This window comes from Cupriavidus necator, assembly GCF_016127575.1.
In the GTDB taxonomy this organism is placed as follows: Bacteria; Pseudomonadota; Gammaproteobacteria; order Burkholderiales; family Burkholderiaceae; genus Cupriavidus; species Cupriavidus necator_D.
On sequence record NZ_CP066018.1, the window covers coordinates 2,242,438 to 2,262,243 of the forward strand.

The following is a 19,806-nucleotide window of genomic DNA, read 5'->3' on the forward strand; positions in this document are numbered from 1 at the left end:
GGCTTATTGCCCGCGCAGGAACAGCCGGTCCAGCTCGGTCACGGTCAGTTGCACCCAGGTCGGGCGGCCGTGGTTGCACTGGTCGGCGCGCTCGGTCTGCTCCATCTGGCGCAAGAGCGCATTCATTTCCTCGAGCGTGAGCTTGCGGTTGGCGCGCACCGCGCTGTGGCAGGCGAGGGTGGCCAGCAGTTCGTTGCGGCGCTCGGCCAGCACGCGCGAGCCGCCGTAGGCATGCAGGTCGCGCAACACATCGCGCGCCAGCGCTTCGGCATCGGCCTGCTGCAGCAGCGCCGGCACCGCTCGCACCGCGAGAGTGGTGGGCGACACCGGGGCGATATCGAAGCCCAGCAGCGTCAGTGTCTCCTGGTGTTCTTCGGCCACGCCGATCTCGACCGGGCTGCCGGGCAGCGTGACCGGGATCAGCAGCGGCTGCACCGCGAGGTCGCGCGCGTCCAGGCCGGCCTTGATCTGCTCATACAGGATGCGTTCGTGCGCGGCATGCATATCCACCAGCACCAGCCCGCGCGCGTTCTGCGCCAGCACATAGATGCCATGCAGCTGGGCGATGGCGTAGCCGAGCGGGTGGTCGTCGGGGGCGTCGGCAGGATCGGCAAAGCCGGCGCGCGCGGCCGGCGGCAGGCGGTCCAGCAGGCCGGGCGGGTCGTCGGCGCGTGCCGCCTGCGCGTCGGCCAGCCAGGCCGGCGCTTGCGCCGGGGTGCCGGGCATGGCGCCATACGGCCGCGCTGCCGGTGCGGCGGCATCGCGCACCATGCCCAGGTAGGCCTGGCGTGGCTGGGCGATGCCGAGTTCGGTCTGGCGTGCCGCGGAATAATTGATCCACTGGCCGCCACCACCACTGCCGCCGCCAAAGCCCGGCCGTGCGCCGCCCGCCGGTGTCGCGCCGCCAGACGGCAGGGTGATCTCGCCGTCGGCATCGGTATGCAGGCTGTCGCCGTTCCCGCCGGCCTGCCGCGCCAGGCAACGCTGCACCGCGTGGTAGACGAACTGGTGCACGGCGCGCGATTCACGGAAGCGCACTTCGATCTTCGACGGGTGCACGTTGACGTCGACCATCTCCGGCGGCAGGTCCAGGCACAGCACATAGGACGGGAAGCGGTCGCCGTGCAGCACGTCCTGGTAGGCGCTGCGCACCGCGTGATTGAGCAGCTTGTCGCGCACGAAGCGGCCGTTGACAAAGAAGTACTGCTGGTCCGGCCGCCCGCGCGAGGCGGTGGGCAGCCCGGCAAAGCCATACAGGTGCAGCGTGTCGGCCTCTTCGTCCAGTGGCAGGCGGGCGCGGGCAAAGTCATTGCCCAGCACCTGCGCGGTACGGGTGGCGACGTCGCCGGCATTCCAGTGCTCCAGCGGCTTGCCGTTGTGGTGGACCGAGATGGTCACGTCGGGCCGCGCCAGCGCCACGCGCCGTACCATCTCCAGGCAGTGCCCCAGCTCGGTTTGCTCCGATTTGAGGAACTTTCGGCGCGCTGGCGTGTTGAAGTAGAGGTGCTGCACGTCGACGGTGGTGCCGACCCCGCCCGAGGCAGGCTGCACCGTGCCGGTATCGGCGCTGACCTGGGTGGCATGGGCATCGGCCGCGGTGCGGCTGGTCAGGGCCAGCTGGGACACCGAGGCGATCGAGGCCAGGGCCTCGCCGCGGAAGCCCAGCGTCAGCACTGATTCCAGTTCGTCGAGCGACGCAATCTTGCTGGTGGCGTGGCGCATCAGCGCGACCGGCAACTCTGCCGCAGGGATGCCGCAGCCGTTGTCCGTGATGACGATGCGCCGCACGCCGCCTTCTTCCAGCCGGATGCCGAGCTGCGTGGCGCCGGCGTCGAGCGCGTTTTCCAGCAACTCCTTGACCACCGAGGCCGGTCGTTCCACCACTTCGCCGGCGGCGATCTGGCTGATGAGCTGGTCCGGCAGCGGCCGGATCGGGCGCGGCTGCTGGGTGGTGCGCAGGGCGGTGCTGGAGGCGGAGGCAGGCATCCGGCGATTATACGTGGACGCCCGCACGGAGTCGGACGCGCAAAGGCGCCGCAGGTGACGGATTGGCGCGGCGGCTCTTGTATGATTCAGGCCAAGGCGGCCCAGGCCGCATCGGACAGAACGCAGTCAACCAAACCATCAACGGGGAACGACTTGGATCTCGCTTTGCAGCTCATCGACATGCTGGTGCATGTCGACAAATACCTCGGCACGGTCATCGACCAGTACGGCCACTGGGTCTATGCCATCCTGTTCCTGATCGTCTTTGCCGAAACCGGTCTGGTGGTCCTGCCGTTCCTGCCGGGCGACTCGCTGCTGTTTATCGCGGGCGCCTTCTGCGCAACCGGCGCCATGAACGAGTGGGCACTGATCGGCCTGCTGCTGGTGGCGGCGATTTCCGGCAATACCGTCAACTACCTGGTGGGCAGCTGGATCGGGCCCAAGGTGTTCGACCATCAGTGGCGCTTCCTGGACCAGGATGCGCTGCGCCGCACCCATGACTTCTATGAGCGGCACGGCGGCAAGACGCTGGTGATGGCGCGCTTCGTGCCGATCGTGCGCACCTTCGCCCCGTTCGTGGCGGGCGTGTCGCAGATGACCTTTGCGCGCTTCCAGATGTTCAACGTGGTCGGCGCCGTGGCCTGGGTGGTCGGCCTGGTCTTTGCCGGCTACTTCTTCGGCAACCTGCCGTTCATCCGCCAGTACCTGAACCTGATCGTGCTGGCCGGCATTGGCGCGGCCGTGGTGCCGCTGGTTCTGGGCGGGCTGTGGAAGCTGGTGCGCGGCAACCGCCGCCGGCCCACGCGCGTGGAGCGCTGAGCAAGTGAGGGGCCGCGCAGCCTTCGCGCCCTTTTTTCACTATGAAGCGGGTTCTTAGTTGAGGCTGCGGCTCATCATCCGCAGCGCCGGCATGCGCTCGCGGATCTGGCCGATATCGGCCGCATCGGGCCGGGCGAGCACATAGGCTTCCAGGTCGGCCAGCGCAGGGCGGAAGCACTCCAGGTTGGCGTACGCCAGCCCCCGGTCGCGCACTTCCTCGATCGAACCCGGCAGCAGGATCACCAGCCGGTTCTGCACCGCCAGCAGCCTCTGCCAGCGCGACTCCTGCAGGTAGATCGCCTTCAGGTTGCGCAGCATGCGTGCGACGATCTCGCGGTGGCTGGCCGCGCGCAGGAACAGGCCCAGCGGCACCTGGCTGGCATCGCTGATGCCTTCGCGCTCCAGGTACGGGTCCAGCATTTCCTGCAGCCGTTCCTTCGACAGGGTCTCGCCGGTGAGCGGGTCCAGGATCACCTCGCCGGCAGGAATCGTCATGCGCAGCAGGAAATGGTTGGGGAACGACACGCCCTTGAGCGGCAGGCCGATCTGCTGGCCCAGCTCCATGAACAGCACCGCAAGCGAGATCGGGATGCCGCGCCGCTGGCGCAGCACCACGTTCAGGTAGGAGTTGTCGGGGTCGTAGTAGTCGTTCGCGTTCGGGCCGAAACCCAGGTCGCGATAGAAGAAATGGTTCAGCAGGCGCAGCCGCTGGATCGCGGGGGTGCCTTCGGCGATCCGGCGCTTCAGGCGCAGCGCCAGCACGTCCAGCGCCGCAAGCTCGGACTGCAGGTCCAGGTCGGGGTAGGCGTCCTGCGCGATGGACAGCGCGGTTTCGGTCAGCGGGATGCCGTTTTCGTCAGCCACGAGGCTGGCGAAATAATCCAGGACTTTGGTGGATGTCATGTCGGTTTCCCGGTGCAGCCGCCGGCACCGCGCGCAGCGTGGGTCACCATTGCCGGCTCGTTAGGTGGCCCATGCGTTGGCAGATTCGCTGGCCCATCAGCCGGCGCGGCGCCTGAAGGCAGAGTAGCGCAGTCCCATGAGCCACAGTGTACCGAAGTAGACCACCGCTGCAAGTACCAGGCACGAAGCCAGCAGCGCGATGCGCAGCAGCGGCGTCGCGCCCAGCCCGATCCAGTCGAAGTTGCGCGCGAACCAGAGCAGCATGCCGGACAGCAGCAGCACCGAGGCGCACAGCTGCGCCAGGAACAGCCACCAGCCCGGCGCCGGCCGGTACAGGCCGCGCCGGCGCAGGCCGAAGAACAGCAGCAGCGCGTTGATGGTGGCGCCGGCGCTGATCGACAGCGCCAGCCCGGCATGGCCGATCCACGGCACGAACGCATAGTTGCAGGCCTGCGTGATCACAAGCACCAGCAGTGCGATCTTCACCGGCGTGCGGATATCCTGGCGCGCATAGAAGCCGGGCGCCAGGATCTTGATCGAAATCAGCCCCATCAGGCCGACGCCGTACGAGACCAGCGCCTGGCGCGTCATCTCGACCGCGTGGGCGTCGAACTTGCCATAGTTGAACAGCACGGCGGTCAGCGGCGCGCCGAACACGAACAGCCCCACCGCGCAGGGCACCGCCAGCAGGAAGGTCAGGCGCAGGCCCCAGTCGAGCAGGCTCGAGTACTCGGCATGGTCGCCCGAGGCGTTGGCCTTGGACAGGCTCGGCAGCAGGATGGTCCCCAGCGCCACGCCCAGCAGCGCGGTCGGGAATTCCATCAGCCGGTCGGCATAGGTCAGGTAAGAGACGCTGCCCGCGGCCAGCCGCGAGGCGATATTGGTATTGATGATCTGGCTGATCTGCGCCACCGACACGGCCAGCAGCGCCGGCCCCATCTGCCGCAGGATGCGGCGCACGCCGGGATCGGACCACGCCGCGCGCAGGTTGAAGCTCAGCCGCGGCATCACGCCCAGGCGCCGCAGCGCCGGCACCTGGATCGCCAGCTGCAGCACGCCGCCGACCAGCACGCCCCACGCCTGCGCGTAGATCGGCTGGTCCATGTGCGGGCCGACGAACAGGGCCGCGATGATCAGGCACAGGTTGAGCAGCACCGGCGTGAAGGCCGGCACCGCGAACTTGCGCCAGGTATTGAGGATGCCGGACGCCAGCGCCACCAGCGAGATCAGGCCGATATACGGGAACATCACCCGCGTCATGAACACGGCCGCGGTATAGGTCTCGCTTTGCCCGCGGAAGCCGGTGGCGACCGCGGTCATCACCAGCGGTGCCCCGATCACGCCAAGCAGGGACACGCCCATCAGCACCCAGGTCATGACCGTGGCGACGGCGTCGATCAGTGTCTTGGTCGGCTCGTCGCCGCGCTTGGTGTGGTATTCGCCCAGGATCGGCACGAAGGCCTGCGAGAACGCGCCTTCGCCGAAAATGCGGCGCAGCAGGTTGGGAATGCGGAAGGCCACGTTGAACGCGTCGGTCATCTCCGACGCGCCGAAGGCGCGGGCGATCAGGATTTCGCGCACGAGGCCGGTGATGCGCGAGAGCATCGTAAGGCTGCTGATGGTGGCGAGCGCTTTGAGCAGGTTCAAGGTGCGGGTCGGTGCGGGACGGTGGATCGGTGCGGGCGCACCGCATGCCGGGGACGCCACTGAGACGCGGTCCGGGCGATAAAGTTGCCGGCGCGCCACGTGCCCCGGCACAATGTGGCGCTTATTATACGGACCGGCCCGGCGCCCGCCCGGGCCTGAGCTGGCAAAGTGTCCGCCGTGTTGCTTTGTGCGCCGGCATCTGTGTATAATTGCCGATTCACAAGGACAGTTGCGTTCCGGATTCGTGTGTCAGTGCATCCCGGGTCGCTCGATATGACTTAATTGTTGTGTCCCCCGCGGCACGCATCTGAATTCAGGATATTTTTACATGGCAAATTCCGCACAAGCTCGCAAGCGCGCCCGCCAGGCCGTTGCCCAGAACGCTCACAACTCCAGCCTGCGTTCGCGTCTGCGCACCGCCGTCAAGGCCGTCCGCAAGGCCATCGACGCTGGCGACAAGGCCGCTGCCGCCGAGATCTTCAAGAACTCGCAAGCCGTGATCGACAGCATTGCCGACAAGAAGATCGTGCACAAGAACAAGGCTGCACGTCACAAGTCGCGCCTGTCGGCCGCCATCAAGTCGATGGCTGCCTGATCGCTGCCCGGGCCGCCCCGGCGGTCCAGCAGAGGAGGGTGCCCAGGCATCCGCCAATAAAAAAGCTCGTCATCCGACGAGCTTTTTTGCTTTCCGGTGCCAGGCCGGCACGCTTATTCCAGCGAACAGGCTTCAACCAGCTGCAGGTTGTTGTCGCGCGCAAAGTTAAGCACGAAATCCAGCGCCTTGGGTTCAATGTCGCGCAGCCGCACGTCCACCACCACGCATTTGACATTGCCGGCGAAGATCGGCCGCACGTAGGGGGAGTAGGTCAGGCGCGGGTCGCCGCTGTCGCCCTCGGGGCGGAACTGCGCCATCACGCCGCACAGCCGTTCGGCCCAGTCGCTCGGGCGGAAGGTCTTGCCTTCCTTGGTAATGCCTTGGATAAAGAATTCGCGAACGTTGGGGTTCATGAGGCTGGACACTGCGGGTGAGGCGGACGACTCGACGGTAAACCCGCTGGACGGGCGCCCGTTTGACGCGGCCGGGGCGCGTTTGGTTCGCGCTGGTTCCAGCCGGAAGGCGGGGCGTCGGTGTCTTGCGGGGGCACTTTTGATGCCGGCGGCGGGCAGCGGCATGGGTATGCCGGGCCCCGCGTGAATCAGCGGGTATTATATCTTATATAAGAGTTGCGCATAAGGGCGAAATCCTGTCGGGAACCTGTCAGCGGGCCCGGGCAAGTGCAGGGCGCAAGTCCGTGCCGGGTTGTCCCGGACTCGCCAAAGCAGAAATAATCCCTTATGATTCTTGCAGTTAAATTGCGTATGCGACGCGAAAGGCGGCTCCGCGGCGCGCTTGAGTCATGAACACTTCGTGACGGCGCGTCCCCACCGAGCCGCCTTCTTTGTTTTATGAGCTCAACCCCGATCAAGCATTACCTCCAGTTCAGCGACTTCACTCCCGACGAGTATGAGTACCTGCTGGATCGCGCGCGGATCCTGAAGGCCAAGTTCAAGAACTACGAGACCTGGCACCCGCTGCACGACCGCACGCTGGCCATGATCTTCGAGAAGAATTCCACGCGTACGCGCCTGTCGTTCGAAGCCGGCATCCACCAGCTGGGCGGCCACGCGGTGTTCCTGAACACGCGCGACTCGCAGCTGGGCCGCGGCGAGCCGATCGAGGATGCGGCGCAGGTGATCTCGCGCATGGTCGACATCATCATGATCCGCACCTTCGGCCAGGACATCATCGAGCGCTTTGCCGCGCATTCGCGCGTGCCGGTGATCAACGGCCTGACCAACGAATACCACCCGTGCCAGGTGCTGGCCGACGTCTTCACCTACATCGAGCAGCGCGGCAGTATCCGCGGCAAGACCGTGGCGTGGATCGGCGATGCCAACAACATGGCCTACACCTGGATCCAGGCCGCCGAGCGGCTCGGCTTCACCTTCCATTTCTCGGCGCCGCCGGGCTACCAGCTTGATCCGGCGATGGTGCCGGCGTCGGCAGCCGGCCTGGTCAAGGTCTTCGACGATCCGCTAACGGCCTGCCAGGGCGCCAGCCTGGTCACCACCGATGTCTGGACCAGCATGGGCTTCGAGGCCGAGAACGACGCCCGCAAGCGCGCCTTCAAGGACTGGATGGTCACGACCCCGATGATGGACCGCGCCGCGCCCGACGCGCTCTTCATGCACTGCCTGCCGGCGCACCGCGGCGAGGAAGTCGAGGCCGCCGTGATCGACGGTCCCAAGAGCGTGGTCTGGGAAGAGGCCGAGAACCGCCTGCACGTGCAGAAGGCGCTGATGGAATACCTGCTCTGCGGCCGCTACTGAACCAGCGCGGCGCGGGGTGAACAGGGAGGGGCCGCGATGGCCCCTCTTTTTACGTCTTTCGTACAGAAACCCAAGGAGATGGAAGTGAGCCAGTTCGACAACGTGTCGGTCGTCAAGAAAGCCAACCTGTACTTTGACGGCAAGTGCGTCAGCCACACCGTGCTGTTCCCGGACGGCACCCGCAAGACGCTGGGCGTGATCTTCCCGGCCGCGCTGACCTTCAACACCGGCGCGCCCGAGATCATGGAAATCAACGCCGGCACCTGCCGCGTGCGCCTGGCCGGTTCGGAAGACTGGCAGACCTATGGCGCGGGCCAGCAGTTCAGCGTGCCGGGCAACAGCAGCTTCGATATCGAGGTGCAGGAAACGCTGGACTACGTCTGCCACTTCGCGTGACCGGCGCGGCGGGCCGGTCCTGGCCCACCTGCTTTACAGCACTACCGGCTCCGGTTCGATGCGCACGCCAAAGCGCGCCTGCACCGCATCGGCGATGCGGTTGGCCAGTGCCAGCAGCATCGCGCCGGTGCCGCCGCCGTGGTGCACCAGCACCAGCGCCTGCTTGCCGTAGACGCCCACCGGGCCATCGGTCATGCCCTTGAAGCCGCAGCGGTCGATCAGCCAGCCGGCTGCCAGCTTGTACGAGCCGTCCGGCTGCGCATAACTGACCAGGTCCGGGTTGGCCTGCAGCAGCGCGTCGCGCTGCGCCGCGCTGACCAGCGGATTCTTGAAGAAGCTGCCCGCATTGCCCAGCTGTGCCGGGTCGGGCAGCTTGCGCGAACGGATCGCGACCACGGCGTCGCGAATCGTGGCCGCATCGGGCGCAGCCCGGCCATCGAGTTCGCGCGCCAGCTCTCCGTACGACAGCACCGGTTGCCACGCCTTGGGCAGGCTCAGCGTCACCGCCGTGATGATGTAGCGGCCGGCGCCGGCGTGCTTGAACAGGCTGTCGCGGTAGCCGAAGCCGCAGGCCCGCAGGTCCAGCCACACGAATGCGCCGGTGTGGCGGTCATAGGCGCGCACGCCTTCGAAGCGCTCGCGCAGCTCCACCCCGTAGGCGCCGATATTCTGGATCGGCGCCGCGCCCGCGGTGCCGGGGATCAGCGCCAGGTTTTCCAGGCCGGGCATGCCGTCGGCGATGGTGCGGTTGACCAGCGCGTTCCAGTTCTCGCCGGCGCCGGCGGTGACCAGCCAGGCATCGCCAGTCTCCTCCGGCTGGTAGCCGGGGATTTCCATCAGCAGCACCAGCGCGTCCAGGTCGCCGGTCAGTACCACATTGCTGCCGCCGCCCAGGACCAGCAGGGGCAGGCCGTCGGCACGCGGGTCGGCCAGGGCCGCGGTCAGGTCGGCTTCGCTGCGCACATGCACCGCAAAGCGCGCGCGCGCGTCGAATCCGAATGTATTGTGGCGACGCAGGGGATAGAATTCGTGGAAATCTGCCATGCAAGGGAAAGGTGACGCGGCCGCCGCTGGAGGGCAAGCGACCCGGAACTGCGAGGTAGGCTGGATTATACGGAAGGCGCCGTGCGCGGCCGGCTTCCGGGCATACGGATCACAAGGAGAATGCAATGCCGTCGTTTGATGTAGTGTGCGAAGCGAACATGGTTGAGGTGAAGAACGCCGTCGAGCAGGCCAACAAGGAAATCTCGACGCGCTTCGATTTCAAGGGCTCGGACGCCCGGGTCGAGCACAAGGAAAATGAACTGACTGCCTTTGCCGACGATGATTTCAAGCTGAGCCAGGTCAAGGATGTGCTGATCAACAAGATGGCCAAGCGCAACGTTGACGTGCGCTTCCTGGACTACGGCAAGATCGACAAGATCAGCGGTGACAAGGTCAAGCAGGTGATCTCGATCAAGAAGGGCGTGACCGGCGACCTGTCCAAGAAGATCGTGCGCATCATCAAGGACAGCAAGATCAAGGTGCAGGCCAGCATCCAGGGCGATGCGGTGCGCGTGTCGGGCGCCAAGCGCGACGACCTGCAAAGCGTGATGGCGATGCTGCGCAAGGACGTGTCCGAGGCGCCGCTGGACTTCAACAACTTCCGCGACTGATTCCTGCCTCCCGCGCCGGTGCTCCTGCCGGCGCCGCCTGGCGCTGCCGCACTCAGCGAGGCTGCGGCAGTCCGCCGATTTTCGCGCCGGCCTTGATGCCTTTCTGCGCGAACCATCCCCTGTTCATTTCCAGCGCATAGCGGATCGCCGCCTTCGGGCAATGATTGCTCTCCGTGCGCGGCGCCATGTCCTCGATATTGACGATGGTGCCGTCATCGGCCAGGAAGGCGATCGACAGCGGCAGCTCGGTGTTGCGCATCCAGAAGCAGTGGCCCGCCTTCTGCTCGAACACGAACAGCATGCCGGCGTTGGGGGCCATGGTCGTGCGGTACATCAGCCCCTGCTCGCGTGCCGCCGGCGTGGCGGCAACCTCGGCCTGGATTGCAAACATGCCTGCGGTGAGCGGCACCACCGGCAGCGCGGCCTGCGCGTGCGCGATCCCGGCGCTCAGCGCGAGCAGGCCGGCAATCGAGGAGCATCGTGACAACAGCGTGTTGGACAGGAAGGACATGGTGTTCAGTCTGAAATGGCGCGGGCAGCGGCAGCCGCAAGCATAGCGCACGCGCAGTGTACCGATGTGCGGCGGGCCGTACGTCGCGCATCACGAGCTGTCGCGGCAACAAAAAAGGCAGGCGCCTGGCGGCAGCCTGCCTTCTCTTTCCTGCCTCGCGAGCGCACGGGGCAGGAAGGGCGCCAGCGATTACTGGGCAGCCGGGGCCGAAGCGGCGGGGGCAGCCTTCTTCTTGCTGTGCTTCTTGCTGGTGGTCTTCTTCTTGGTCGTGGTCTTCGGGGCTTCCTTGGTGGCCGCGGGCGCTGCAGCGTCGGCGGCAGCAGGTGCCGAAGCCTGGGCGAAGGCGCCGGTGGCGAACAGGCCAACAACCAGAGCAGCGATCAGTTTTTTCATGACGTATTACCTCGAAGGATGAGAACAGTCGGAAAGTTTGACGCGTGATAGGACGTGTCCCCGACAAGAACGAGGCCGCTGCCGCCAGCGTTGACCCGCGACTTGTTAGTTTTTGTAACGAGAACGCCGCTTGGTGTCGTTCGCCTGTCTGGTCTTCGAGACATGGGATCGAGGTGCCGGCTCCTGGCGCATGCGCGGTGCTGCCGGTGCCAGTCCCAGTTGCGCCGGCAACACCTCGCAGCAGGCCCCGGGCGCGAGGCCGAGCGCGCGCAGGTCGAGCGGGCCGATCCCGACGCGCACCAGCCGCAATGTGGGAAAGCCGACCGCGGCGGTCATGCGGCGCACCTGCCGGTTCTTGCCCTCGCGGATCTTCAGCTCCAGCCACGCGGTCGGGATCGCCGCGCGAAAGCGCACCGGCGGCTGGCGCGGCCACAGCCAGTCGGGCGCGTCGATGGCGCGTACCCTGGCGGGCTGGGTCACGAAGTCGCCGAGGTCTACCCCGGCGCGCAGCCGGGCCAGCGCGGCGGCATCGGGAATGCCTTCGACCTGGGCCAGGTAAGTCTTCTCCAGCTTGTGGCGCGGGTCGGCGATGCGCGCCTGCAGCGCGCCGTCGTCGGTCAGCAGCAGCAGGCCCTCGCTGTCGGCATCGAGCCGCCCGGCCGGGTAGACGCCGGGCACGCTCACGCACGCGGCCAGCGTCGGGCGCGTCGGGTGTTCCGAGAACTGGCTCATGGTGCCAAACGGCTTGTTCAGGGCAATCAGGGTCATGGGGCGCAAGTATGCCGCAGCGGCGCGCCGGGCCGGGAAATCGGCGGATCTGGGGTCCGGCCCGATTGGCGGATGATGAAAAATTGCTGCATAATACGAAATTAGTCTTGTGTCTTATATAAGACTGAAGGCAGCCCAGGATGGCGCCAGGGTGATGCAATGCAGCACGGGCGCGCAGCAAGGCCCGCTACAATGCCACAGCGCCATCTCCCCGAATCTCGCCGACCGGCCATGAACCGGCGGCAGTCACAACCGTTCCGTACTGGAGACGTCATGTACCAACATATCAAGGTTCCGGCCGGCGAAAAGATCACGGTCAACCAGGACTTTTCGCTGAATGTCCCGGACAATCCGATCATTCCTTACATCGAAGGCGACGGTACGGGCCTCGATATCACCCCGGTGATGATCAAGGTGGTCGACGCGGCTGTGGCCAAGGCCTATGGCGGCAAGCGCAAGATCGCCTGGATGGAGATCTACGCCGGCGAGAAGTCCACCAAGGTCTACGGCCCGGACGTGTGGCTGCCGGACGAAACCCTGGAGGTGCTCAAGGATTACGTGGTCTCGATCAAGGGTCCGCTGACCACGCCGGTGGGCGGCGGCATCCGCTCGCTGAACGTGGCACTGCGCCAGCAGCTGGACCTGTACGTCTGCCTGCGCCCGGTGCGCTACTTCAAGGGCGTGCCCTCGCCGGTGCGTGAGCCGGAAAAGACCGACATGGTGATCTTCCGCGAGAACTCGGAAGACATCTACGCCGGCATCGAATGGGCGGCGGAAAGCGAGCAGGCGAAGAAGCTCATCAAGTTCCTGCAGGACGAGATGGGCGTGAAGAAGATCCGCTTCCCGGCGACCTCGGGCATCGGCATCAAACCGGTCTCGCGCGAGGGCACCGAGCGTCTGGTGCGCAAGGCGATCCAGTACGCCATCGACAACGACAAGCCGTCGGTGACGCTGGTGCACAAGGGCAACATCATGAAGTTCACCGAAGGTGGCTTCCGTGACTGGGGCTACGAGCTGGCGCAAAAGGAATTCGGCGCCGAGCTGGTCGACGGCGGCCCGTGGTGCAAGTTCAAGAACCCGAAGACCGGCAAGGACATCGTGATCAAGGACGCCATTGCCGACGCCTTCCTGCAGCAGATCCTGCTGCGTCCGGCCGAATACTCGGTGATCGCCACGCTGAACCTGAACGGCGACTATGTCTCCGACGCGCTGGCCGCACAGGTCGGCGGCATCGGCATCGCCCCGGGCGCCAATATGTCTGACTCGGTTGCCATGTTCGAGGCCACCCACGGCACCGCGCCGAAGTACGCCGGCAAGGACTACGTCAACCCGGGCTCGGAAATCCTGTCGGCCGAAATGATGCTGCGTCACATGGGCTGGACCGAAGCCGCGGACCTGATCATCTCGTCGATGGAGCAGTCGATCCTGTCCAAGAAGGTGACGTATGACTTCGCCCGCCTGCTGGAAGGCGCGACGCAGGTGTCGTGCTCGGGCTTTGGCCAGGTGATGATCGACAATATGTAAGCACGGACTCCCGCTGCGGCGGGCGACCTGCCAAGGAAAACCCCGGTGCCGTCTGGTCGGCGCCGGGGTTTTTTCTTGCCCCGGGCGCCACTGTTGCCTAGAACGTCAGGGGTTGGACTGACGGGCCTGGCGGCCCGAGGAGACAGGCATGGACGATCCCTTCCGCCGCACCGCGTTCGGTGCGGCCCTCTTCTACAAGGACCCGCTGGCGGCCCTGGACTGGCTGGAGCGCGCCTTCGGCTTTGAGCGGGTCATGGTGATCCGCGACCAGCAGGACCAGCTGGTGCATTCTGAAATGCGTTTCGGCGACAGCTACCTGATGGTGGGCAGCGAGTGGGCGGACTTTACCGCCAGCCCGGCCTCGATCGGGGGCAAGAATACCCAGACCCTGCACGTGCACCTGCGGGAAGGGCTGGACCAGCATTGCGAGCGCGCCCGCGCCGCCGGCGCCGTGATCCTGCGCGAGCCGCAGGACGAGTTCTACGGCGACCGGACCTACACGGCCCGGGACGCGGAGGGCCATGTCTGGACCTTCGGCCAGACTGTGCGCAAGGTCACCAGGGAAGAAGCCGAGCAGGCCAGCGGGCTCAAGATCGACGGCTGGGCCTGATGGCCCGACCCCGGGGCACAAGCAGAAAGCCCGGCGCGAGGCCGGGCTTTCGGTCGGATGTGGTGCGTGCAGCTGATCCGCGCCGGCACCCGCCGCACCGCCGTGGCGGCAACGCGGGGCGCTGGCATCGATCCCGTCCCGGGGGAGCTCCCCCCACACCCTGGTTGACCGCTCCGCGGCTCTGCGGCCGGGATGCGGTCGCGGCGCGCTTTAGCTGGCGTCCTGGATATTGGTGGCTTGCTTGCCCTTGGGGCCCTGGACCACCTCGAACGAGACGCGTTGACCTTCCTTCAGCGTCTTGAAGCCGGACATCTGGATAGCCGAAAAGTGCGCAAACAGTTCTTCTTCGCCCTCGTCCGGCTTGATGAACCCGAAGCCCTTGGCGTCATTGAACCATTTGACGATACCGCTTGCCATATACTCCCCCACGAAATAGCAGATTTCAAAGCGGGGAAGCCTTGCCGGCCAGACGGCACGGACTGCGGCGCCATGACCTGCCGCGTCCTGAGGCGCGGCCGGCGATGACGCGCGGCGAGGTGCAATCGCGTGGCGGACAGTCTCGATGCTGACTCGCCGCCGCGGCGGCCGTGGCCTCCCTGCTCACGGATCACCTGTCTCGGCTGTTGCTTTGGCTCGTTGGCCGTCGGCAGGTGTGCGAACGATTCTTCTGGCAAAGCAGGATACTGTCAAGTTGGCGGATTCCCCACTGCCAGCAGGGTGTGGCGGGAATGGGACGGCACCTGGTGGTACCTTGGCGGCATGCGCCAGGGCTGCCGTGCTTGCTGTCCCGCCCGCGCCGGCCACGTGCCTTGCAATGCCTCCCGCGTGAAATCCCGCGTCCTTCCACCACCGGAAACAGGTGGCCCGGCTCTTGAATCCGGCGCCTTTTCCCCAAATTGCAGAGTTGCGAGTAAGGGTTAGAATAAAGCCATGGCTACACGGCTTGCGAATGTCCCACAACGCGAAGCGGGCACCATCCTGGAGCGGAAAGAGCAGGCGCTTAAACCGCCCGCCATGTTCAAGGTGGTGCTGCTTAATGACGACTACACTCCGATGGAGTTTGTAGTGATGATCCTGCAGCAGTATTTCAGCAGGGACCGGGAAACGGCGACGCAGATCATGCTCACCGTGCACCGGGAAGGAAAGGGCGTCTGCGGTATCTACACCAGGGATATTGCAGCGACCAAGGTCGAGCTGGTGTCAACGCACGCGCGGCAGGCGGGGCATCCCCTGCAGTGCGTGATGGAGGAAGCATGATTGCGCAAGAATTGGAAGTGAGCCTGCATATGGCGTTTGTCGAAGCCAGGCAGGCACGCCACGAGTTCATTACCGTGGAGCACCTGCTGCTGGCATTGCTCGACAATCCCACGGCAGCGGAAGTCTTGCGCGCCTGCGCGGCCAATATAGAAGACCTGCGCACCAGCCTTAAGAACTTCATCGCGGATAACACGCCGGTAGTGCCGGGTACCGACGAGGTCGATACCCAGCCCACGCTCGGTTTCCAGCGCGTGATCCAGCGCGCGATCATGCACGTCCAGTCCACTTCCAACGGCAAGAAGGAAGTGACGGGTGCCAACGTGCTGGTCGCGATTTTCGGCGAGAAGGATTCGCACGCGGTCTATTACCTGCAGCAGCAGGGCGTGACGCGGCTGGACGTGGTCAATTTCATCAGCCACGGCATCCGCAAGGACCAGTCCGAGCCCGCCAAGCATGGCGATGCCGCCGGCGAAGGCGAGGGCGGCGACGGCAAGGAAAGCCCGCTCGAGCAATACACCCAGAACCTGAACACGCTGGCCAAGGCCGGCAAGATCGACCCGCTGATCGGCCGCGAGAGCGAAGTCGAGCGCGTGGTCCAGGTGCTGTGCCGCCGGCGCAAGAACAACCCGCTGCTGGTGGGCGAGGCCGGCGTCGGCAAGACCGCGATCGCCGAGGGCCTGGCGTGGCGCATCACCAAGAACGAGGTGCCGGACATCCTGGAAAAGGCGACCGTCTACTCGCTCGACATGGGCGCGCTGCTGGCCGGCACCAAGTACCGCGGCGACTTCGAGCAGCGCCTGAAGGGCGTGCTCAAGTCGCTCAAGGACAATCCGAACGCGATCCTGTTCATCGATGAGATCCACACGCTGATCGGCGCGGGCGCTGCCTCGGGCGGGACGCTGGACGCCAGCAACCTGCTCAAGCCGGCGCTGTCGTCGGGCCAGCTCAAGTGCATCGGCGCGACCACGTTCACGGAATATCGCGGCATCTTCGAGAAGGACGCGGCGCTGTCGCGGCGCTTCCAGAAGATCGACGTGGTCGAGCCTTCGGTCGACCAGACCGTGCAGATCCTGCGCGGCCTGAAGTCGCGCTTCGAGGAGCACCACGGCGTCAAGTACGCGGCCTCGGCGCTGACCGCGGCAGCGGAGCTGTCGGCCCGCTTCATCACCGACCGCCACCTGCCCGACAAGGCGATCGACGTGATCGACGAAGCCGGCGCGGCGCAGCGCATCCTGCCGAAGTCCAAGCAGAAGAAGACCATCGGCAAGGGCGAGATCGAGGACATCGTCTCGCGCATCGCACGCATCCCGCCGCAGAGCGTGAACCAGGACGACCGCAGCAAGCTGCAGACGCTGGACCGCGACCTGAAGTCGGTGGTGTTCGGCCAGGACCCGGCGATCGAGGCACTGGCCTCGGCGATCAAGATGTCGCGCGCCGGCCTGGGCAAGACCGACAAGCCGATCGGCTCGTTCCTGTTCTCCGGCCCCACCGGCGTGGGCAAGACCGAAGTCGCCAAGCAGCTCGCCTTCATCATGGGCATCGAGCTGCTGCGCTTCGACATGTCCGAGTACATGGAACGCCACGCGGTGAGCCGCCTGATCGGCGCGCCGCCGGGATACGTCGGCTTCGACCAGGGTGGCCTGCTGACCGAGGCCGTCACCAAGAAGCCGCACTGCGTGCTGCTGCTGGACGAAATCGAGAAGGCGCATCCGGATATCTTCAATATCCTGCTGCAGGTGATGGACCATGGTTCGCTGACCGACAACAACGGCCGGCGCGCCGACTTCCGCAACGTGATCATCATCATGACCACCAACGCGGGAGCGGAGACCATGAACCGCGCCACCATCGGCTTCACCAGCTCGCGCGAGCAGGGCGACGAGATGGCTGACATCAAGCGCATGTTCACGCCGGAGTTCCGCAACCGGCTGGATGCCATGATCAGCTTCCGCTCGCTGGACGAGGAAATCATCCTGCGCGTGGTCGACAAGTTCCTGATGCAGCTGGAAGAGCAGCTGCACGAGAAGAAGGTGGAAGCCAGCTTTACCGAGAAGCTGCGCAAGTTCCTGGCGCACAAGGGGTTCGATCCGCTGATGGGCGCGCGCCCGATGCAGCGCCTGATCCAGGACATGATCCGCAAGGCCCTGGCCGACGAACTGCTGTTCGGCAGGCTGGTTTCGGGCGGCAAGGTGGTGGTGGACCTGGACGAGCAGGACCAGATCAAGCTCGATTTCTCCGAGATCGAGCCGGAACCGCCCGAGGCGCCCGAGGAACAGCGCGCAGAAGCCTGAGCGGTTATCGGCCGCGTTGCCAGCAACGTGGCCGGTCATCGGGCAAAATACGGGGGCGGCAGTCATGCCGCCCCTTTTCTTTTTGTCCCGGCGGCCGCCGGCCATGCCCGTCGGGGCACGGGTTTGCGGCCGCAGCTGGCCGCGCAACCGGCCAGGAATCCAGCCTGAAAACCCTGATGTCCTCTGCCGAACGCACGCGGCGCCGCCGCCTGCTGCTCAAGATCCTGCCGCTGGGTGCCATGCCCGTCCCGATGCTCCACGTCGCTGCAGCCGCCGGCGCCGAACCGCTGGCGGGCAACCGCCCGATCGCGCTGGTGCTGCCGTTCCCGCCTGGCGGGAGCGTCGACATCGTGGCCCGGCAGCTGCAGCCTGGGCTGAAGGCGACGCTGGGGCAGGCCGCGGTGGTCGACAACAAGCCGGGTGCCGGCGGCCTGATCGCATCGAGCACCGTGGCGCGCGCGAAGCCGGACGGCACCACCCTGTTGATGGCCTTCGACACCCACGCCATCAACCCTTTCGCCTACAAGCAGCTGCCCTACGACACCTTCCGCGATTTCTCGCCAATCTCGCAGCTGGTGCGCTTTCCGCTGGTGATTGCCGCCAATCCCGCGCTGCCCGTGGCCAATGTGCGCGAGCTGGTGGAGCTGGCCAAGGCCAGGCCCGACGGCGTGCGCTATGCCTCGTCCGGCATCGGCAGCCTGAACCAGCTGGCGGCAGAGGCGCTGGCGACCGAAGCCGGCGTACGCATGCTGCATGTGCCCTACAAGGGCGGCGGCCCGGCCGTGCAGGCGGTGCTGTCCAACGAGGTCGATATTTTCTTCAGCAGCTACGCCGCCGTGCAGGCGCACGTGGCCGCACGCACCATCAAGGTGCTGGGCGTGACCGGCACCAGCCGGCTGCGCCAGCTGCCGCAGGTGCCGACGGTGGCAGAGCAGGGGCTCAAGGGCTTCGAGGCCTACTCCTGGATCGGCGTGTTCGGCCCGGCCGGCCTGCCGGCATCCACGGTCACGCGCATCCACGACGCGCTGGTCGAATCGCTGCGCCAGCCGCGCGTGCTCGATGCGCTGGCCGCGCAGGGCTTCGAGATCGTGGGCGGCAGCCCGGCCGACCTCGGCAACCTGGTGCGCCGCGAGCATGACAAATGGCAGGCCGTGGCGCGCAAGGCCAATATCCAGTTCGAATGACGATGTCCGGCGCGGGTGCGCCGTGAAACCGAGAGGATGCCGATGGCAACGCAAGCGGAAATGTTCGACCACGCGGTGGTGGTGTGCCCAGACCTCGATGCCGGGGCCCGGGCATGGCGCCGGCTCGGCTTTACGCTGACGCCGCGCGGCTACCACACGCTCGGCTCGCAGAACCACTGCATCATGCTGCGGCGGGACTACCTTGAGTTGCTGCACGTGACCGCGCCCAGCCCAAGCCGCCAGTACTACTGGGATGCGCAGGCGCACGGCGGCGGCTGCGCGGCGATGTCGTGCAAGAGCGCCGATGCCTTTGCCACCGCGGCACGGCTGCGTGCGGCGGGCTGGCACACCTCGGACCCGATCGAGTTCTCGCGTCCGGTGCGGCTGGATGACGGCAGCGAGCACCCGGCCACCTTCCGCGTGACCGCGCTTGACGATGCGCCGGGCGCGCGCTACTTCGTCTGCGAGCACCGTACGCCCGAACTGCTGTGGCGGCCCGAATGGACCCGCCATGCCAACGGCGCGCACAGCATCGCCACCATGTTCCTGGTGGTGGCGCCCGCGCTGGTGGACGCCGCCGCGCACGCCTACGCGGAGCTGACCGGCGGCGAGCTGACGCAGCTGAGCGAACATGTCTGCAGCCTGGCGCTGGACGATGCCACGCTGGTGGTCAGCACGCCGCAGGCGCTGGCTTCGGCCACCGGCACCGCGCATATCCGGCGCGAGGGGCCGGGCTACGCTGCAATCCGCCTGCGCACCGATGACCTGGCGGCGGCACGTGCCGGCTGGCGCGAACAGGGTGTGCCGACCCACGACCTGGGCCCGCGCGAGACCCTGGTGCTGGCGGATGCCGCCAGCGGCGTGGCGCTGCTGTTCGAGCAGCAGGGCTGAAAAGCAAACTGGCGCCCCGCGGGGCGCCAGTGTCTTGTGCGGCCAGAGGCTGCGTCAGGCGCTGGCCTTGGCGTGGTGCACGCCGGTCGAGCCAAAGCCGCCCGCGCCGCGTTCGCTGTCTTCGCTGAATTCTGCCACCGTCGAAAACACCGGCCGCAGCACCGGCACGAACATCATCTGCGCGATGCGCTCGCCCGGCTGGATCACGATCGGCTCGGTGCCGGGCGCGTTGCGGTTCCACACGCTGACCATGATCTGGCCCTGGTAGTCGGCATCGATCACGCCGATCGAATTGCCCAGCACCAGGCCCTTCTTGTGGCCCAGGCCCGAGCGCGGCACGATGGTCGCGGCCATGTACGGGTTGCCCATGTGCACGGCGATGCCGGCCGGCACCAGTTGCGCGGGCGTGCCCGGCGCGATCGATACCGGGGCGTCGACGCAGGCATGGAGGTCGATGGCGGCGGCCATTTCGCTCTGGTAGGCGGGCAGGCCCCATTCATTCAGGCGCGCATCGAGCACCTTGATTTCGACGGTTGGGTTCAGTGGCTGGGTCATGGGAATCCTGGGGGAAATCGGTTCAACGGAATAGGTGGCAGCCGCG

21 protein-coding genes are annotated in these 19,806 nt (G+C 66.4%); 11 read left to right on the forward strand and 10 right to left on the reverse strand.

All coding sequences use genetic code 11. The features are described 5' to 3' along the window. Window positions 1-3: 3 nt before the first annotated feature. Window positions 4-1,986, reverse strand: a complete 1,983-nt coding sequence (mutL, locus tag I6H87_RS10495; protein WP_011615975.1) for a DNA mismatch repair endonuclease MutL — start codon at window positions 1,984-1,986, stop codon at window positions 4-6. 165 nt (window positions 1,987-2,151) lie between these two features. Between mutL and I6H87_RS10500 the strand changes: the two genes are divergently transcribed. Further along, the gene (locus I6H87_RS10500) at window positions 2,152-2,805 is read left to right on the forward strand and encodes a VTT domain-containing protein (RefSeq protein WP_035821236.1); all 654 of its coding nucleotides are present in this window, start codon (window positions 2,152-2,154) and stop codon (window positions 2,803-2,805) included. Between the two features lie 54 nt (window positions 2,806-2,859). Here the strand turns inward: I6H87_RS10500 and I6H87_RS10505 are convergent, their stop codons facing one another. Together I6H87_RS10505 and murJ are read right to left on the reverse strand one after the other, a co-directional pair. Continuing rightward, on the reverse strand, window positions 2,860-3,708 hold the full coding sequence (locus tag I6H87_RS10505) for a SirB1 family protein (protein ID WP_010815012.1): 849 nt from the start codon (window positions 3,706-3,708) through the stop codon (window positions 2,860-2,862). Between the two features lie 96 nt (window positions 3,709-3,804). Continuing rightward, complete coding sequence (gene murJ / locus I6H87_RS10510) at window positions 3,805-5,355, reverse strand: murein biosynthesis integral membrane protein MurJ (RefSeq protein ID WP_010815011.1); 1,551 nt, start codon at window positions 5,353-5,355, stop codon at window positions 3,805-3,807. A 328-nt stretch (window positions 5,356-5,683) separates the two neighbouring features. Here murJ and rpsT point away from each other — a divergent pair, with 328 nt between their 5' ends. Continuing rightward, window positions 5,684-5,950, forward strand: coding sequence for a 30S ribosomal protein S20 (rpsT, locus tag I6H87_RS10515; protein ID WP_010815010.1), 267 nt, complete (start codon window positions 5,684-5,686; stop codon window positions 5,948-5,950). Between the two features lie 113 nt (window positions 5,951-6,063). On the opposite strand, the gene I6H87_RS10520 is transcribed toward rpsT, so the two are convergent. Beyond that, complete coding sequence (locus I6H87_RS10520) at window positions 6,064-6,363, reverse strand: DUF3579 domain-containing protein (protein ID WP_010815009.1); 300 nt, start codon at window positions 6,361-6,363, stop codon at window positions 6,064-6,066. 438 nt (window positions 6,364-6,801) lie between these two features. Here I6H87_RS10520 and argF point away from each other — a divergent pair, with 438 nt between their 5' ends. Continuing rightward, window positions 6,802-7,725 carry an ornithine carbamoyltransferase gene (gene argF / locus I6H87_RS10525; RefSeq protein ID WP_010815008.1) on the forward strand — a complete coding sequence of 308 codons (924 nt, stop codon included), beginning with the start codon at window positions 6,802-6,804 and terminating at the stop codon, window positions 7,723-7,725. 84 nt (window positions 7,726-7,809) lie between these two features. Next, window positions 7,810-8,121 (forward strand): pyrimidine/purine nucleoside phosphorylase, encoded by a 312-nt coding sequence (ppnP, locus tag I6H87_RS10530; protein ID WP_010815007.1) that lies wholly within the window; start codon window positions 7,810-7,812, stop codon window positions 8,119-8,121. 33 nt (window positions 8,122-8,154) lie between these two features. Here ppnP and murB read toward each other — a convergent pair whose 3' ends face one another. Beyond that, window positions 8,155-9,165 (reverse strand): UDP-N-acetylmuramate dehydrogenase, encoded by a 1,011-nt coding sequence (gene murB / locus I6H87_RS10535; protein ID WP_011615971.1) that lies wholly within the window; start codon window positions 9,163-9,165, stop codon window positions 8,155-8,157. A gap of 125 nt (window positions 9,166-9,290) precedes the next feature. Between murB and I6H87_RS10540 the strand changes: the two genes are divergently transcribed. Beyond that, window positions 9,291-9,776: a YajQ family cyclic di-GMP-binding protein gene (locus tag I6H87_RS10540; protein WP_010815005.1), complete on the forward strand. Its 486-nt coding sequence runs from the start codon at window positions 9,291-9,293 to the stop codon at window positions 9,774-9,776. A gap of 52 nt (window positions 9,777-9,828) precedes the next feature. On the opposite strand, the gene I6H87_RS10545 is transcribed toward I6H87_RS10540, so the two are convergent. The 3 genes from I6H87_RS10545 to I6H87_RS10555 form a co-directional block, all read right to left on the reverse strand. Next, window positions 9,829-10,287, reverse strand: coding sequence for a DUF192 domain-containing protein (locus tag I6H87_RS10545; RefSeq protein WP_010815004.1), 459 nt, complete (start codon window positions 10,285-10,287; stop codon window positions 9,829-9,831). A 189-nt stretch (window positions 10,288-10,476) separates the two neighbouring features. Further along, window positions 10,477-10,680, reverse strand: coding sequence for a hypothetical protein (locus I6H87_RS10550; RefSeq protein WP_010815003.1), 204 nt, complete (start codon window positions 10,678-10,680; stop codon window positions 10,477-10,479). A gap of 105 nt (window positions 10,681-10,785) precedes the next feature. Beyond that, on the reverse strand, window positions 10,786-11,448 hold the full coding sequence (locus I6H87_RS10555) for a pseudouridine synthase (protein ID WP_010815002.1): 663 nt from the start codon (window positions 11,446-11,448) through the stop codon (window positions 10,786-10,788). Between the two features lie 273 nt (window positions 11,449-11,721). On the opposite strand from I6H87_RS10555, the gene icd reads away from it, so the two are divergent. Both icd and I6H87_RS10565 read left to right on the forward strand, forming a co-directional pair. Beyond that, entirely contained in the window at window positions 11,722-12,972 is a 1,251-nt protein-coding gene (icd, locus tag I6H87_RS10560; protein WP_010815001.1) for an NADP-dependent isocitrate dehydrogenase, read from the forward strand. A 148-nt stretch (window positions 12,973-13,120) separates the two neighbouring features. Continuing rightward, a complete protein-coding gene (locus I6H87_RS10565) occupies window positions 13,121-13,582 on the forward strand; it encodes a VOC family protein (RefSeq protein WP_011615969.1) in 462 nt (153 codons plus the stop codon). Window positions 13,583-13,792: 210 nt separating this feature from the next. Here I6H87_RS10565 and I6H87_RS10570 read toward each other — a convergent pair whose 3' ends face one another. Then, window positions 13,793-13,999 carry a cold-shock protein gene (locus tag I6H87_RS10570; RefSeq protein WP_010814999.1) on the reverse strand — a complete coding sequence of 69 codons (207 nt, stop codon included), beginning with the start codon at window positions 13,997-13,999 and terminating at the stop codon, window positions 13,793-13,795. Between the two features lie 513 nt (window positions 14,000-14,512). Here I6H87_RS10570 and clpS point away from each other — a divergent pair. From clpS to I6H87_RS10590, 4 genes are all read left to right on the forward strand, one after another. Continuing rightward, window positions 14,513-14,839: an ATP-dependent Clp protease adapter ClpS gene (gene clpS, locus I6H87_RS10575; RefSeq protein WP_010814998.1), complete on the forward strand. Its 327-nt coding sequence runs from the start codon at window positions 14,513-14,515 to the stop codon at window positions 14,837-14,839. After that, complete coding sequence (gene clpA, locus I6H87_RS10580) at window positions 14,836-17,130, forward strand: ATP-dependent Clp protease ATP-binding subunit ClpA (RefSeq protein WP_010814997.1); 2,295 nt, start codon at window positions 14,836-14,838, stop codon at window positions 17,128-17,130. Before clpS ends, clpA begins: the two co-directional genes overlap by 4 nt. Window positions 17,131-17,306: 176 nt before the next feature. Then, window positions 17,307-18,314 (forward strand): tripartite tricarboxylate transporter substrate binding protein, encoded by a 1,008-nt coding sequence (locus I6H87_RS10585; protein ID WP_010814996.1) that lies wholly within the window; start codon window positions 17,307-17,309, stop codon window positions 18,312-18,314. 42 nt (window positions 18,315-18,356) lie between these two features. Beyond that, entirely contained in the window at window positions 18,357-19,205 is an 849-nt protein-coding gene (locus I6H87_RS10590; RefSeq protein WP_011615968.1) for a VOC family protein, read from the forward strand. 54 nt (window positions 19,206-19,259) lie between these two features. On the opposite strand, the gene dut is transcribed toward I6H87_RS10590, so the two are convergent. Next, window positions 19,260-19,760 carry a dUTP diphosphatase gene (gene dut / locus I6H87_RS10595; protein WP_011615967.1) on the reverse strand — a complete coding sequence of 167 codons (501 nt, stop codon included), beginning with the start codon at window positions 19,758-19,760 and terminating at the stop codon, window positions 19,260-19,262. Window positions 19,761-19,806 lie beyond the last annotated feature (46 nt).